Origin of the sequence: Pseudoalteromonas sp. APC 3893 (assembly GCF_030408095.1) — a bacterium.
Classification (GTDB): Bacteria; Pseudomonadota; Gammaproteobacteria; order Enterobacterales; family Alteromonadaceae; genus Pseudoalteromonas.
Genome location: NZ_JASDCD010000014.1, coordinates 1 through 14,522, shown reverse-complemented (window position 1 = coordinate 14,522; position 14,522 = coordinate 1). Strand labels below are relative to the sequence as shown.

The 14,522-nt window shown below is 38.6% G+C and carries 13 protein-coding genes; 9 read left to right on the top strand and 4 right to left on the bottom strand.

What is annotated here, in order from left to right; all coding sequences use genetic code 11:
* Positions 1-268 precede the first annotated feature (268 nt).
* Positions 269-2,794, top strand: a complete 2,526-nt coding sequence (locus tag QMA12_RS15065) for a phosphodiesterase (protein ID WP_290210544.1) — start codon at positions 269-271, stop codon at positions 2,792-2,794.
* Between the two features lie 217 nt (positions 2,795-3,011).
* Positions 3,012-4,901, top strand: a complete 1,890-nt coding sequence (locus QMA12_RS15060) for an EAL domain-containing protein (RefSeq protein ID WP_290210545.1) — start codon at positions 3,012-3,014, stop codon at positions 4,899-4,901.
* A 172-nt stretch (positions 4,902-5,073) separates the two neighbouring features.
* On the opposite strand, the gene QMA12_RS15055 is transcribed toward QMA12_RS15060, so the two are convergent.
* Both QMA12_RS15055 and QMA12_RS15050 read right to left on the bottom strand, forming a co-directional pair.
* A complete protein-coding gene (locus QMA12_RS15055) occupies positions 5,074-5,370 on the bottom strand; it encodes a hypothetical protein (protein ID WP_290210546.1) in 297 nt (98 codons plus the stop codon).
* Positions 5,371-5,510: 140 nt separating this feature from the next.
* Positions 5,511-6,194 carry a hypothetical protein gene (locus QMA12_RS15050; RefSeq protein WP_290210547.1) on the bottom strand — a complete coding sequence of 228 codons (684 nt, stop codon included), beginning with the start codon at positions 6,192-6,194 and terminating at the stop codon, positions 5,511-5,513.
* Between the two features lie 704 nt (positions 6,195-6,898).
* Between QMA12_RS15050 and QMA12_RS15045 the strand changes: the two genes are divergently transcribed.
* Together QMA12_RS15045 and QMA12_RS15040 are read left to right on the top strand one after the other, a co-directional pair.
* Complete coding sequence (locus tag QMA12_RS15045; protein ID WP_290210548.1) at positions 6,899-7,075, top strand: reverse transcriptase domain-containing protein; 177 nt, start codon at positions 6,899-6,901, stop codon at positions 7,073-7,075.
* 48 nt (positions 7,076-7,123) lie between these two features.
* Complete coding sequence (locus tag QMA12_RS15040) at positions 7,124-7,669, top strand: group II intron maturase-specific domain-containing protein (RefSeq protein WP_290210549.1); 546 nt, start codon at positions 7,124-7,126, stop codon at positions 7,667-7,669.
* A gap of 68 nt (positions 7,670-7,737) precedes the next feature.
* On the opposite strand, the gene QMA12_RS15035 is transcribed toward QMA12_RS15040, so the two are convergent.
* Positions 7,738-8,706 carry a toll/interleukin-1 receptor domain-containing protein gene (locus tag QMA12_RS15035; protein ID WP_290210550.1) on the bottom strand — a complete coding sequence of 323 codons (969 nt, stop codon included), beginning with the start codon at positions 8,704-8,706 and terminating at the stop codon, positions 7,738-7,740.
* 901 nt (positions 8,707-9,607) lie between these two features.
* Between QMA12_RS15035 and tnpA the strand changes: the two genes are divergently transcribed.
* From tnpA to QMA12_RS15010, 5 genes are all read left to right on the top strand, one after another.
* The gene (gene tnpA / locus QMA12_RS15030) at positions 9,608-10,042 is read left to right on the top strand and encodes an IS200/IS605 family transposase (RefSeq protein ID WP_087532237.1); all 435 of its coding nucleotides are present in this window, start codon (positions 9,608-9,610) and stop codon (positions 10,040-10,042) included.
* A 113-nt stretch (positions 10,043-10,155) separates the two neighbouring features.
* The gene (locus QMA12_RS15025; RefSeq protein WP_290210551.1) at positions 10,156-10,653 is read left to right on the top strand and encodes a hypothetical protein; all 498 of its coding nucleotides are present in this window, start codon (positions 10,156-10,158) and stop codon (positions 10,651-10,653) included.
* Between the two features lie 2 nt (positions 10,654-10,655).
* On the top strand, positions 10,656-10,799 hold the full coding sequence (locus QMA12_RS15020; protein WP_290210552.1) for a hypothetical protein: 144 nt from the start codon (positions 10,656-10,658) through the stop codon (positions 10,797-10,799).
* 102 nt (positions 10,800-10,901) lie between these two features.
* Positions 10,902-11,696 (top strand): hypothetical protein, encoded by a 795-nt coding sequence (locus QMA12_RS15015; RefSeq protein ID WP_290210553.1) that lies wholly within the window; start codon positions 10,902-10,904, stop codon positions 11,694-11,696.
* Positions 11,697-11,996: 300 nt separating this feature from the next.
* A complete protein-coding gene (locus QMA12_RS15010) occupies positions 11,997-12,398 on the top strand; it encodes a hypothetical protein (RefSeq protein ID WP_290210554.1) in 402 nt (133 codons plus the stop codon).
* Positions 12,399-12,628: 230 nt separating this feature from the next.
* On the opposite strand, the gene QMA12_RS15005 is transcribed toward QMA12_RS15010, so the two are convergent.
* Positions 12,629-14,119 (bottom strand): IS66 family transposase, encoded by a 1,491-nt coding sequence (locus QMA12_RS15005; protein WP_290210560.1) that lies wholly within the window; start codon positions 14,117-14,119, stop codon positions 12,629-12,631.
* Positions 14,120-14,522 lie beyond the last annotated feature (403 nt).

Genomic DNA, 14,522 nt, shown 5'->3' with positions numbered 1-14,522 from the left:
AATCAACTGAATAGCTGGAAAGACTTAAAAAGATGATCACTGCTCTAATAATATCTTATGATGAATCAGAAAAAAGAATGTCTGTGTTATTCTTTAGCTTATGTTTGGAACATTTCATGTATAAATTAATGTTTACCCTAAACTGATCCGGATAAACCTTAAGCGATGCATATTCCTGCTGCTATATAGTAATGAATTAATCGTATGTTGCATAAATAATCCAATGCTTTTAGAATGATGAAAAATCAAAAAATCTTAAAGGTACTATATGCAATTCAACGTCACACGAAATGCAGCGAGTGTACTTTATAGTATAATAACCTATTTTTGTCTTGTTATTTCCATTCTAGGCCTTAGTGAGTTCATGCTTTATAAATATGAACTTATGAGTGTAATAACTCCTACGACAGCAATCATTTCAGCTCTAATTTTTCTAGCCCTACTTGTTTTGAAAAATATTGATTCCTCTATAAAATCAAAAAAGTTTTGTATCCCGCTAATTTTATTATGTTTTGTGTTTTTTTTGTTTATTCAATTTTCATTTTTGTTCCATATGGGTGTAAATGTGAATCTAGGCTGGGTTGATCGAAATCCATTTACTCTATCTTTAGCACCTCTTTTTTTGTTTATCATATTTTCAGCATTTTTAATTAAGATATATTTTAAAAACGTTCGGTCAGTTGATGGCAATCGTATTAAACTAGTAGCGTTTATTATTATTTTCTCTGGAACGGCAATCTGGCATCAAAGCTCCTTAAACGTAGTCAAAAATGAGGAAGCTATCGCAAGAGAAAGAGTCCATTTAATTGAATCTATGTTAAATAAAAGTCTTAGCTCACAAAAACAAGCAGTTGCTAGAATCAGAGAAAGGGTCGAAAGCCTCAGCTATGATAATTTCAAGGCTTTAGTAAATATTGACGCAAAAAGTTACACAAAAGACTATGAAGTAATTAAAGGTGTTTTGGTTGTCGACAAAAAGTTGGATTTCTATTCAGGTAACGACTTTGCAAAAACATTTTACGCTAATGGGATGCTTGAAAAGCCGACAATAAAAGCGTGGATGAGGCAGAGCTCAAAAGATATTCAGTTTGCTGTAAACTCATTAACTCTGAATTCAGAAATCCCTATACTCATGTTCTTAGCGCCTATCAAGCTTAGTGATGGCAGTAAGTTTTATTTGTTAACGCTATTAGATATGAATTTATTGTTGGAAAAGGATTATTTAAAGCATTTTAGCAAGTATGACACCTACATCGAGTTAACTCCTCAAGTATATTTCTCTGTAGATTTTAAAGATAAAAAAAGAGCAAGTCTCGCAGAGCTTAAATCAGGCTATAATTATTTCATTGCTAACAAAATTTCTGTGCAGGGCTTAGTTGATCATAATACATTTAGCTTTATAAACAATTATATAGCTATCCATCGAAGTACAGTTATAAATCAACTTATTCTCTGGCTTACTTTCGCTTTTGTCTTTGTCGTCGTTTTAATCGCTGATTCATCTAGGCTCGCAGAGCTCAGAGCTAAATATGATGAGGTTACAGGCCTTTTACGGCTAGAAGCCTTAAATCAAGTGTTCACAAACCTACAATCAATGAAAGTGATAAATGGCTTTTCAACTGCTGTTCTAAAATTAGATTTTTTTGAAGCTACATACAATACGCTCGGGCACAAAACTAGTGATCAGCTTTTAAAGGACGTTGCTCTGAGAATATCGAGTCGAGCCCAACACGATGACAATTCAATTATTGTTGCTAGAGGGACTGGAGATAGTTTTATTTTGTATTTTACTAATACACACCTTCCTGAATTAGAAGAGAAATTAAATAACATCTTGCTAGAGGTTTCCAAAGCATATTATTTAGGAAATATTGAATTGAATTTAACAGCTAGTTGTGGAGCTGTATATTACGAACAACTAGCCTCTTTTGACATTAATTATAATGTGCAACAAGCGAATATAGCTTTAGAGCAAGCAAGAAAGCATGGTGGTAATCAAGTTGAGCTCTACCAACAATCTATGGAAAATATTTATAAGGAAACTATTGAAATAAGAAATAATTTATACAAAGCGATTCAAAATAATGAATTAGAGGTCTTTTATCAACCTATTCATTGCTTGAATAACCAAACTATTACCGGAGTCGAAGCGCTAGTAAGGTGGCCACAAAAAGGAGGCTGGGTTTCTCCTGCTAAGTTTATTCCTGTAGCAGAAACAACAGAGCAAGTCGTTAGAGTGGGTGAGTTAGTCTTAAATAAAGTTATTAGTGATATAAAAAAGTATCCACAGCTACAAAATATTATTGTTGCTGTTAATTTTTCAACAAAACACATTGTGAAGAAAGATTTTTCTAGTAACTTAACTTCACTACTTACACAAGGGAATATTTTATTCAACAACTTTACAGTCGAAGTTACTGAGTCCTCTTTTCAGGAAAAAACGATATTAGAAAACACTCTGCATGACCTGATTGAATTAGGAGTAAACGTTGCTATTGATGACTTTGGCACAGGATATTCAAGTTTGTCTTCGCTCGCTAATCAACCAGCAAATATTATTAAGATTGACCGTGAATTTACTTTAGGAGCTGAGGTAGATTCAAAGGAAAGACGGTTATTAGACACTATAATAACTGCTTGTTTTGATTTGGGTAAAATAGTTGTTGTGGAAGGGGTTGAAGATGAAAGATTAATCAACTATTTAGCGAAACATAAAGACATTCGAATTCAAGGGTATTTTTTCTCTAAGCCTTTACCAATAGAGCAATTGATTGATTATATTAAAAATGCATGAAATAAGTTTCCCCTTAATCATCAACTTTAACAGCTAACTACCATCAAATAGTCATATGTTATTGTATAAACTACATGCCCATACAAGAGCTTATTTGACATATGTGATATGTCTTTTATTTTATATATATCAAGTCTCTGGGCAAGTTTGAACTAGGGGTAGTAACTATTGCTGATTAACTTTAGCTTACTATATCCTTTTAGGAATTATATTTAGCATGACTTACATACGAGAAATGAAAGTTGGTCAGCAAGAAATGTTGGCCGTAAGACACCGCCGCCGCCACACGCTTTGTCAGGTTTTAACTACATTGGGTGTTATATTTCTTACTACATTTGGGACTTTAAGCTTAATCAATGGCGCTTACTTCCTAGGCTCCACATTAATAATCAATGCCATTTTGGGCGTAGTAAACCTTTATCTATTAAAGCTAAGTGGCAATGTCGAACGAGCAGCGAGGGTTTTGAGCGGTATTCTACTTGTCTTATCAATGTGTTTATTAATCACAGGCGGTGAGAGTAATACTGGAATGTTATGGATTTACCCTATTGTTGCCATCAACCTCTTTATTAACCGTTTCTGGCCTGCTGTATGTGTGTTTGGTATTTTCAGTGCTGCCAGTATCTTGGTATTATTTACACCGCTGACTAGCTTGTTAATGACTAGCTACTCACTGGCTGAAGCAATTCGTTTTATGCTCACAATGTTGGCACTGAATGCTATCTGTCTCGCAGCCTTGCGTTCAGAGGAGCAGGCATACCAAACTATTCTGCAGCTGCATGCTGATGATATCCGTCAGATGGCTTATTACGACATGCTTACAGGTCTCCCCAATCGTTGGAGCTTTAAATTTAACCTAGAGGGTATGCTAACCCGAGCAAAGAAAGATAAACAACGCTTAGGTTTGTTGTATATTGACCTAGATAATTTTAAGCAGGTTAATGATCAGTATGGTCATGAAGCGGGTGACCGGCTGTTACTTAAATTCAGCGAGCAGCTTAGGGAAACTATTCGTCCTTCTGATGACTTGCACAAACCACAGGCAGAGATACTAGCAAGATTAGCTGGCGATGAGTTCGTTGTGCTATTACCCAACATCAAGGATCCACTTGATGCTAGCAACGTTGCAACACGTATCTTGAATATTTTTGAAGGGGGATTTAAGGTTGATGATTTTGATCACATGGTCTATGCCAGTATAGGTATAGCTGTGTATCCAGATATAACCACCGAGCCCTTTGATTTACTCCATAACGCTGATGCTGCAATGTATGACGCTAAAAATAACGGTCGTAATTGCTTTAGGTTTTTTACCCAAGAAATTGCTGACAAGCTGCAACAACGTCAGTTGATTGAGAAGGGCCTAAGGCTGGCTCTGAATGAAAAGCATTTCTCTTTAGTGTATATGCCAATATTTGACTGCAAAGATAACAGCATTGTTGCCGTTGAAGTGCTGCTTAGGTGTCAAAGTCCTGAACTAAAAGGGGTTGGGCCTAATCAATTTATTCCCGTGGCAGAAGCAACCGGTTTGATCAAAGATATCGATTTATGGGTCATCGACAATGCGTTACAAGCACAAGGTATTTTACAAAATCAGCACAATTTTAAAGGAAAGATCTGCATCAATATTTCAGGTGTAGAATTGCATAACGAGGCGTTTCCTATACAAATAAAAAAATTATTGGATTATCATAAAATTAAACCTGAAAGTGTTGAGCTTGAAGTAACTGAAACTGCATTCGTTGCAGGTGACATTACTTGCCTAAGGATCTTAAAAGCCTTAGATGAGCTTGGAGTGTCCATAGCATTAGATGACTTCGGAACTGGCTATACGGCATTTAATCAATTAATCCACTACCCAGCTGATTGCTTGAAAATCGATAGGTCATTTGTGAATGATCTCTTTTCAGAACGTGAGGCGCGTAATAAAATGGTGATGATAATTCAAAGCTTGGCCAAGCTCTACGATCTTCGTGTAATTGCCGAGGGTGTTGAAACAGAAGCTCAGTTAACATATTTAAGAGAACACGGCTGTGATTGGGCACAAGGCTACTATTTATCGCGGCCACTTGAATGGGGTGAATTACTTAAGGTATTAAAAACTTGAGTGGCTATCAATACTTATTACACAATAGCGCTTCATTTGTTATACACGATGAATTAGTAAAGCTTTTCATGGCGGTGTTGCCGCCATGTTGCCTAAAGCCTGTTCAGCGAGCTACCTTGAGAAATAAATGTCTGTCCTGATGTCTTGATCTTAAATAGGCTAACATCATTAACTAGAGAAACATCTTCTTTGTCACTAAATAGGTTTTTTCTTGCGGGAAGTTCACAAAGTAACGTAAACCACGCGTACCTTCACCTGACGGAAAAAGCAAGCCATTATCAACTAATGATTTTAAATCCCTCGTTGCGGTTACTGGTGGCGTCCCAGTAATCGCTCGATATTTTTCATTAGTTAAACCATCACGCGCAAAGCCGTTAGCGCCTACAGTGAAGATTTTTTTTGTTGTTGGTTGAGTTTGACTGGACTGCCCAGCTTTAACTAGACACTGGCTTATAACCTTAAAGTACAAACCGGAAGTAAACTTCTGTTTTTTGATAGCGATAACCGGACGGTCGTTTAAGCTCGTTTTTGGACAGAAACGCGTTAGAACTATTACCCTAAATCTTTTTTGTCAGATTAGGAAAAGTATATTGAGACCATAGTCTCTTGTTATGTACGTGCCAACTGCTTCCAAAACTTTTTTGCACTTGTTCTGGCGCTTTTTTCTGACTCAGTGATTGGATAGCTAATACGTTGGAGTAGCTTGTTCAAGCAAACTAAGATTGCCTTCATGTGTGAAAAAAGGCTAAATATGTCTTGAATTGTATGCCCATTACCAGCCACATCATAATCGCCATCTTTATGCGCAAGTAGGCTATCCCTTAACAATTTAACTCTATCGACTATACTTGAAGAGAGTAATTCATTAATGCATGTAATACATTCGTTAAAGGTCTCGTTAAACTCAAGCTTTCGGTCTGCAATGTATTGATCATGCCACCCACCATCTTCTTCATCAAGAACAACAGTTATTGGTGGTTTTGCGTATTCCTCTAGCAAGTGCTTTGATTGGAAACTCCTATCAACCAACTGGACTAGCAGCTGATGTAAGCTAAAATTAGATGATTTCGTTGATCTATCAAATAACCAAGCGTGAGTTTCAACAATCAAAGAGGCATACATTGTATCTTGTATAACATGAATACACCTTTGAACCTGTGGCTCCAAATGTTTAAAAGATTCATGCAAATCAATTGATGTTGATAACAGTTCTTTTCGTTCGAGTAGGTTGAAATAGCCAATCATCGCTGCATCAACTTGCTTTTTAAACTTCGGAAGCTGTTCTTTTCGCATTTTACCCTCAAAGTACATAACGCATAGTTCAGTTGCCAAGTGCTGGCGCTAATTTTTGGAGCCAAAATTCGTGACAGTACGATGTCAATTGGAACGTCTTGTGTACGCCCGACATGGGCATTGACTTATGAGGTGAAAGTTCTCTGTAGGAAGATCACCGTTTAAATAACACACTGTTATTAAACGATAACTACTAGCGAATGGCAAGGGCTAAATCGTGAGAGATAGTCTGGAGGAAGCCGCTAGCAAACCTGTGAGCTGATGAACAAAAACATCATATGAGGCGTAGGCTGGAGATGAGCTAGCACAAGATAGCGAAATCATGTGATCTAACGGCCACCATAAATGATGCAGTTGTGCAGAGAAAGTCGATGCACCTTATTCGGGGAAATCTGATAAACACGCATCCGCGCTAACGCTTGGAGATTACCAGTTAGGGACTGCTTGCTCAACCCTTGGCGCTCTGGTTGCTGCGACCTACAGCGAGCGAAATAGCAGTAAACAAGCGTTAGTTTAGACGCGCTTTATCGAGTAATCGCTAGAGTGATTTATCAGAAGTCAGCAGATGGCATAGTAGCCAAACGCCCATCGTAATGGAGGGGACACGGTGAAGGCCTGAACATCTTAACCAGAGGAGATACTACAAATGAACTTGAATTCACATAGCTCACCGTGTTGGTCGTAAAATCAAAGACAAAACACTCATGCGCCTACTCGGTAAGTATCTACGAGCGGGAGTAGCAGAGCGCGAAACAGGTCTGTGGTTTGAGTCAACAAAAGGCGTCCCTCAAGGTGGGCCATTATCCCCTTTGCTTTCCAACATTTTACTCGATGAATTAGATAAGAAGTTAACCTACAAACGCCTTAAGTTTGCACGTTAGGCTGATGACATAATCATTTTAGTAAAAACGAAAAACGAAGGGCTAATAATGCAACGGGACATTACTGCGTTTATCACTCAGCGATTAAAGCTCAAAGTAAATGAATCGAAAAGTCGGGTCAGTCCCGTATCAGGCTCGAAATTTCTCGGGTTTACCTTCCGTTACGGTCAAGTGCAGACCCATGAACAGGCGCTAAAGAAATTTAAAGCAAATGTAAGAGAACTCACTAACCGCAACTTGGGGATCTCAATGACCCTACAAATTCATAAACTCACACAGTATTTGCGCGGCTGGGGACACTACTACCTGATAGCCAACGCTTATCAGCTAATGGTGGATTTAGATCATTGGATCCGACGTAGGATAAGAATGTGCTACTGGCGGCAATGGCGTAAACCTCGCACCAAAGTACGCAGTTTAATGAAATTGGGTGTTGGCGAACGACTCGCCCTAGCCTGTGGTATCACCAGTAAAGGCCCTTGTAGAAGCTCTAAAACAAAAGGAATTAACATTGCGCTAGGCAATAACTACTTAGCTTCACAAGGTTTAGTGTCATTGAGGGATATTTGGAGCAATATTCATTACGGGAGATGAACCGCCCATTGCGGACCCGCATGATGGGTGGTGTGGTGGCTGGAGGTTAGAGACCTCCGGCTACCCGATTATGTGTTTTTAGAACTTTTTTTCTCATTTTTTGTAAGAACCCTAGCTATCTCAATAGCTGATTCAAATATTCTTGGGTCAAAGTTATCAGAGCCTAATTCCCTGAATGAAGAGTCCTTATCAATATTCCAATGCTGAAACACTTCTTTGACATCATCTGGTGTTACAACATCGCCGTAAACTTGGAGGTAAAATTTTCCGAAGGAGATTGCATGTAAACGGTCAGAGTTTTTTAACGACTCATTCATGTAAGACTTTCCTAATGAAAATGCATACTTCGATGAAGCCACTAGAAGACCAACACCAATTAGGCCTTTGATAGATAGCAGAATAATACCTGTGGTATCGACCTTGCCCCCTAAGCTTTCTTTAATAAGTAACAAAGCAGCAAGAACGCCGAGAATCAGCGCGCCATATCCTATCCCATACCATATATTCGCACTAAGTCCCAGTGAGGCTTCTTTTTTAGTGAGACGCTCTTCGGCTTCTTTGATAAATTCTGTTTTACTTACTTCTAATTTAGAAGCCTGCTCTTTTTGTGCCCTTTTCCTTTCCGTCCGTATTGCTAAGTTGTGCTCTACTGCTCGGTGAATATTCGACACTACCTTAGTTAAATTCTCATTCGAAAAGTCTGGAACCATTACCGCCAGTCTTTCTCGAAGAAAGCTAGGTATCTCAATATTACCAACGATTACTGGCATAAAGATTTTGCTATCTATAGCATCCATCTGCGCTTGAGCTACGGTGATCTCGCTAATCACATTCTTGGAACTCAGTGAGTCTTCCGTAATGATTGCTACGACTGCATCGGCCGCGTGCAAAAGCTCATTGAGAGCCTTAGAAATATTTGCCCCTACAGATAATGAGTCAACCCCTACAACATCGTGGCCGATTTCAATAAGCGCATCCTTTAAAGCACCGTGCAGAGCTTTATCCTGATGACTATGGGATATAAAGATTTTGCTCAAAAATTTCTCCTTTCTCTACACATAACATTTTAGTATTTATGCGACACGCAGTTTGTGTTGCATAATCGCTTGTTGGACTAAGGCGCTACCAGCTCAGTGTGTCAGAATTGGTGTTATTTATGCTATGGACTTTACCTATGTAGAAAAGCTTTTTATGACCTAGGCTTTATCAAGCCAATTTAATTGGTGTGCCTGTCATATCTAAGCTGTCCCTGCGTTACTTAACGTTTATTATATGTCCATTAAACCTAATGTTTGTCGGTTAAGCAATTATATTTTTCGTGCGTACAGTCGCCACTAGCCTGAGCAGTTAAGCAGGTTAACTAGTTGATTTGATGCAGCAAGCTAGGCCACTAACTCGTTCGAACTATTTCATTCGTTGCCACATCTAAATTTATCACTCCAATAAACCGTAATAAGCCAACCTTACACCGCTAACTTTCGCTTACGAAACGCATTAGCTAAAAAACCATAGTGGCGCAAACGTTGTTATTGGCCCTTTGAGCAAAATTCTCTAGCTTGTTTTGGGCAGAAATGAGTTGATTATGAATGACTGCTCATGGCACTTTTAAGAAGTTCGGCTTTGAGCGATAACCGGTCAGTGAAAAAGTTAAATTTATTCCTGTGCTTTGAGTAGAAATCTAATTTTGTCCGATAACATTAATAACCGCCGTTTTTGCAAGATAACAAGCTTAATTCCTAGCTATTTTAATTACTTGTTTACAAAGGTAATTATTGGTGGAATTATCAGGGTATGTAATATACACCGTTTTGGTGTTTTATTTTCAGCCCCTAAACCACCTACTTCAGTAGGTGGTTATCATCAAATAGGCTTTGCCTGTAAAAAGTACTCATGTTAATTCCTAAGTTGATTTTTAGCGAAGTCACAAAAGGAAAAAACATGAGTAGATACGAGAAAGCATCGCATGTGTATTGGCGATGTCAATATCATATAGTTTGGACACCGAAATATAGATTTAGGATCCTTAAAAACAAAGTAGGCAGGGATGTATACAGATGCATTCAGGTCTATTGTGAACAGCTTGGATGCAAAGTTGTTGAGCTGAATGTACAAATAGATCACGTACACTTAGTAGTAAAAGTGCCACCAAAGCTGTCAATTTCAAAATTAATGGGAGCATTGAAAGGTAAAATAGCGTTAAAAATGTTTAGTAAATATCCGTATTTAAGAAAGAATAAGTTATGGGGTAATCATTTTTGGCAGCGAGGGTATTTTGTTGACACGGTTGGCATAAATGAAGAAGTAATACGAAGATATGTCAGGCATCAGCAGAAAGAAGAGAGGCAAGAGCAAGCTCAGTTAACACTGGAGTAAACAACGCCCCCTTTTAAGGGGCTAATTCAAAGCCACCTTCTTTAGAAGGTGGATCTTTTACAAGCCATCAAAATGGTGTTCAATAAGCTATTAGTCATTTCAAGGGGTATGATTTGTACCAGTTAAGGTATTGGAATTTATTAAAAGAACTTAAGGCGCAAATTGGCTACCTTCACAATTATGCTTCAGATGATGAATGGACTGATAAAGCTCTCAATATTTTTATGGCAATCGCCTCTTCAGCGAGTATCGCAACTTGGGCAATATGGAAAGAGCATCAATTAGTTTGGGCTTGTATAATAGCTCTGTCTCAAGTTGTTACAGCAATAAAACCATTCCTACCTTATCAGAAACGCTTAAAAGCTATCTCTGAACTTAATAATCAAATACAAGCTATTTTCTTAGAAGCAGAAAGTATTTGGTATAAAGTTTCAGAAGGTCTCCTTACAGAACAAGAGATACATCAAGAAACTGTTAGACTAAAAGGGCGAATTATCGCTGCTGAAAGAGCTAGCCTAAATGGTTTAGTTTTACCACGCAAACATAAATTAAAAGTTGCTGCTGAGAAAGCCGCAGGTGAATATTTTACGGACAATTACTTAGGAGTATAAGAATGTCAGAAAAATCAAATAGTAAAGATAAAGTTATAGTGCCGAACACAGGTCGAAACTTACCAAATATGAAAGTCGATACCCCAATGCCAAAAGTAAAGCCACCTAAAGTACCAAGTTCAGATAATGGTAAAAGGAATGGCTAACAAGGCCTAAATTAGGACAGAATTAAATTAGCTAGTCACTCGTATTTAGCTTATTCAACTTTGTCTACTAGCTAAGCGTTATATTTATTCAGGAGTATTACTTTGAGCATTGATGCTAAAACCTTCATTAAAATCGGAATTATCACATTTGCAAGCGCGATAATCTTTTTAATTCAAACCTATGTATTCCCCAACGCAGGGAAAGATGACATTAGCAAATTCTCTGAATATTCATTTCAAATGAATTATTGGTCAGAAGAAATTCATGAGAAGTTTGATTTTATTAAATACTCACATAGCTATAAGAACCTTTCTTTGTACACTGGCCAGAAAACGGTTAGTAAAAAGTTCTTTGATGATATTGATGAATATCATTATCAAGTTAAGGGAATGCTTAGGGTATTAAAGCGACATGCTGGCGTTGCTGTAAATACTATGGGAGATTCAGAGCCTTTATTAAATAAAGCAGGTAGTGAACTCGGACTAGAAAAATTGAAGCTAGTACATGAGAACTACAAAGAGCTTGATAAGCACCTGGCAATATATTACGAAAAACTAAAAACTATTGAAGATTACATGCCTGAACTTAGAGATGCATTTACATATCAAGGCAAGAGTTTATCAGAAGACGACAAGATTGAACTTACTGTAAAACAAATTGAACTGTTGAAGTCGTTATATTCTAACGAAGAGCTTTTTCTAAAGCATGGTTCTGATCCATTTGAATTTGTTAGGGATTTTGCAAGTGCTTCTGATAAAATTTTGATGGATTATAGGGATATTAATACCGCTTATAATAATGTAGTCAGCCAAGAACAAGACATTAAAAATTCTATTATTCTATTCCTAATTTTTATTGCATCATATTTCACTTTTAGAAAAGAGAGTCAACCATAAAGATAAAAAGCTGTTTAAAAAGGGCAAAGTACAGTTGGCTTTTGCTCCTTCGTCGCTTATTTTAGCCAACTGCAATTTGTCGCTTAAAACGGCGTTATGATTTTCGAGGGAGTTATGGAATCTTTAGTTAGCGAAGAATATATAGTACCAGTAGTTTCCGCGATCATATCAATGACTACTGCGATAATTGCTTTGGTTGGTTTGTCCTTTACTTATCGTAAAAATAAGTTTGATAATCGACTTGCGCTCGACAAGGAGCTTTTCGAAGCAGCGATCTGAAAACTTGAATCTGCTTTTGAAATGCTGACACAAGGTATGGCAGAAAATGCTCTTGCTGTAAGTGATCGATCAAGTTGGATTATGTGTGCGCGAGAAATAGAAAAGTTCAAAGTATTTAAATCAAAACTGGGTACCGAGCACTACCAGTTAGTACTTGGTTCAATTGAGGAATATTGGAGTCATAAGTTTTACGATGTTGTTGGTAAAAATGACTTAATTCAGCAAGGTTACTACCAAGGACTTCACGCCGGTTCGGTGCTAATTGTATATGCGTTTGCTAGTTGGAAAAGAGATCAAGAATGTCCAATCGATACTGTAGATTATGAGCAACTATTAAAGCAATCATCTGTTTTTCAAGGGCGTTATGGGCTTAAAGCATACGTCAAAAACGACAGAGAGTACTCCCATTTAGTACAATCATAACAAACTGTTCAAGAGGAATTCGCAACTCGTGATATTTTTCTATGCGTTGGATTTAGTGTTTAAAGTGGTATATGGCGGCTTAAATATTACGTTGCTCACCCCTAACAGCCCCTTTGTACCAATGTCTGCAAATGACACACAGCAGTCCTTCGTCTATAACGCGTTTATGTCCAAATGTGCTCCCGTCGGTTGTTAATACCGCTTGTATTAAACTATATGTAAGCGTATAGCTAACGACACCTAGCTTTGCTAAAGTTCCAAGGCAGCAGTGGATCAAGGTTATCTGGCCGCTCTGCAATATGTTGCAAGCACGTCGAGATGTAGTCATGCACCACAAGGTCATTTGCCTTTGCGGCTTCAACAAGACTATAAAGTATAGCGCTGGCATGTGCACCATTGCAGGTATTTGAGAATAACCAGTTTTTTCGCCCTATTACGAACGGTTTTATGGCTCGCTCTGCACGGTTATTATCAATACTGAGCCTGCCATCATCGAGGTAACGCCGAAATTTCTCAAACTGATTTATCGCATAGGTAATTGCTTTACCTAGCGCCATTTGGGGAGGGATTTTATCTTTGTGTTTGAGTAACCATTGATACAATTCATCAACGATTGGTTTGGCTTTTTGCTGCCTAACGGTGAATTTTTCATCGGCCAGCTTACCTTTGATGGCTTGCTCAATACCATAGAGTTTGCGAATAAGGTTAAGTGCAACATCCGCTTTAACGGTTTTTTTATTATTGCCTTTGGCCTCGATGAACTTACGGCGTATATGGGCTAGGCACGCAACCAGTGTTGCATTCGTTTGCTCGTAAGCCTTGTAGCCGTCAACGTGCATGTAGCCTTGGTAACCATCAAGGAAATCAACCGCACATTGGCCTGCACGACTATTATGGTAATCAAACAGGACAATATTAGTGCCTTTACCCGGTTTATCATCGCCGCAGCAATACAGCCACATATAGCTGGTTGCTTTATCTGCATTAATGACGTTTAACGGGGTTTCATCGCCGTGAATAACCGGTTGAGATAACAACACGTCTTTTAAGCGTTTATACAGAGGGGACAACAGGTCTGCGCAGCGCAACATCCAGCTCGACATCGTTTGTCTGCTCAACTCAATACCAATATCGGCTAACATTGTTTCTTGGCGATAAAGTGGTAAGCCAAACTGGTATTTACACATGATTATTTGGCTCAGCAGGCTGGGGGTTGCGATGCTTTTTGGAATAGGGGTTGCAGGCATTAGGGCGGTTTTTACTACACTTTCAATCCCTTCTCGCTCACAGTGACGACACGTATATTTTGGGCGAATGGTTTTGATTACTTTGATATGCGCTGGTACAAATTCCAGTGCTTCACTGCTGCTTTCACCCATTTTATGAAGGGGGCTTTGACAGCAATCACATATTTTGTCATCCTCTTCGAGGTCAACAACCACCTCAATTCGCGGCAACTGCGCCGGCAGTGGGCGGCGTTTCGGTTTGGCTTTTTCTTTCTTTACTGAGGGCGATGTAGCCAATAGCGCTTTATCATGTTCATCGAGAGTGTCTTCTGCTTCATTGAATACTTCGCCTGCACCCGGCATCTTTTCAGATTTCTTGGCGTACTCTTTGGCAAGTTTTGCGTTATAAGCTTGCAGTAATTCGTGAATTTTCGCATCTTTTTCAGCTAACTCTTTATCTTTTTTAGCAACGACTTGTTGCAACTCAAGCCACATGCGCTTGAGTTGTTCTGGGTGGTTAGGAAGTGAGTGTGCATCAATTTTCATGTTCGCAATTTAACAGAATTTGACGTTGCTTTCTTGCTTGACGCAAAGATAAAACAGACGGTGTGGCAACGATCATTTACTGTCAATATGATCGATTAGATCACCGATTGATACTGCAATTCTTCGTGACCAAGCACATCATATCCCGACAACAACCAATCCAGTTGCTCTGGACTGAGTTCAAATTCTTGCAGACTTGCTTTGTTTGGCCATTTGAACTTTTGTTTTTGTCGAGTAGCCAGACCCGATTACTCGAGCCCAGCCCTCTAAGAACGGTACGTGCGAGTTTCCCCGCATACCGCTCAAGTCGTTATAACGCCATGTAGGATGGCGCAGCAGTATTTTGACCCCT

What these genes read in the sequence shown, in the direction of transcription:
- QMA12_RS15065 (WP_290210544.1), top strand. Translation starts at nt 269, where the DNA reads ATGCAATTCAACGTCACACGAAATGCAGCGAGTGTACTTTATAGTATA.
- QMA12_RS15060 (WP_290210545.1), top strand. Translation starts at nt 3,012, where the DNA reads ATGACTTACATACGAGAAATGAAAGTTGGTCAGCAAGAAATGTTGGCC.
- QMA12_RS15050 (WP_290210547.1), bottom strand. Translation starts at nt 6,194, where the DNA reads ATGCGAAAAGAACAGCTTCCGAAGTTTAAAAAGCAAGTTGATGCAGCG.
- QMA12_RS15045 (WP_290210548.1), top strand. Translation starts at nt 6,899, where the DNA reads ATGCGCCTACTCGGTAAGTATCTACGAGCGGGAGTAGCAGAGCGCGAA.
- QMA12_RS15040 (WP_290210549.1), top strand. Translation starts at nt 7,124, where the DNA reads ATGCAACGGGACATTACTGCGTTTATCACTCAGCGATTAAAGCTCAAA.
- tnpA (WP_087532237.1), top strand. Translation starts at nt 9,608, where the DNA reads ATGAGTAGATACGAGAAAGCATCGCATGTGTATTGGCGATGTCAATAT.
- QMA12_RS15020 (WP_290210552.1), top strand. Translation starts at nt 10,656, where the DNA reads ATGTCAGAAAAATCAAATAGTAAAGATAAAGTTATAGTGCCGAACACA.
- QMA12_RS15010 (WP_290210554.1), top strand. Translation starts at nt 11,997, where the DNA reads ATGCTGACACAAGGTATGGCAGAAAATGCTCTTGCTGTAAGTGATCGA.
- QMA12_RS15005 (WP_290210560.1), bottom strand. Translation starts at nt 14,119, where the DNA reads ATGTGGCTTGAGTTGCAACAAGTCGTTGCTAAAAAAGATAAAGAGTTA.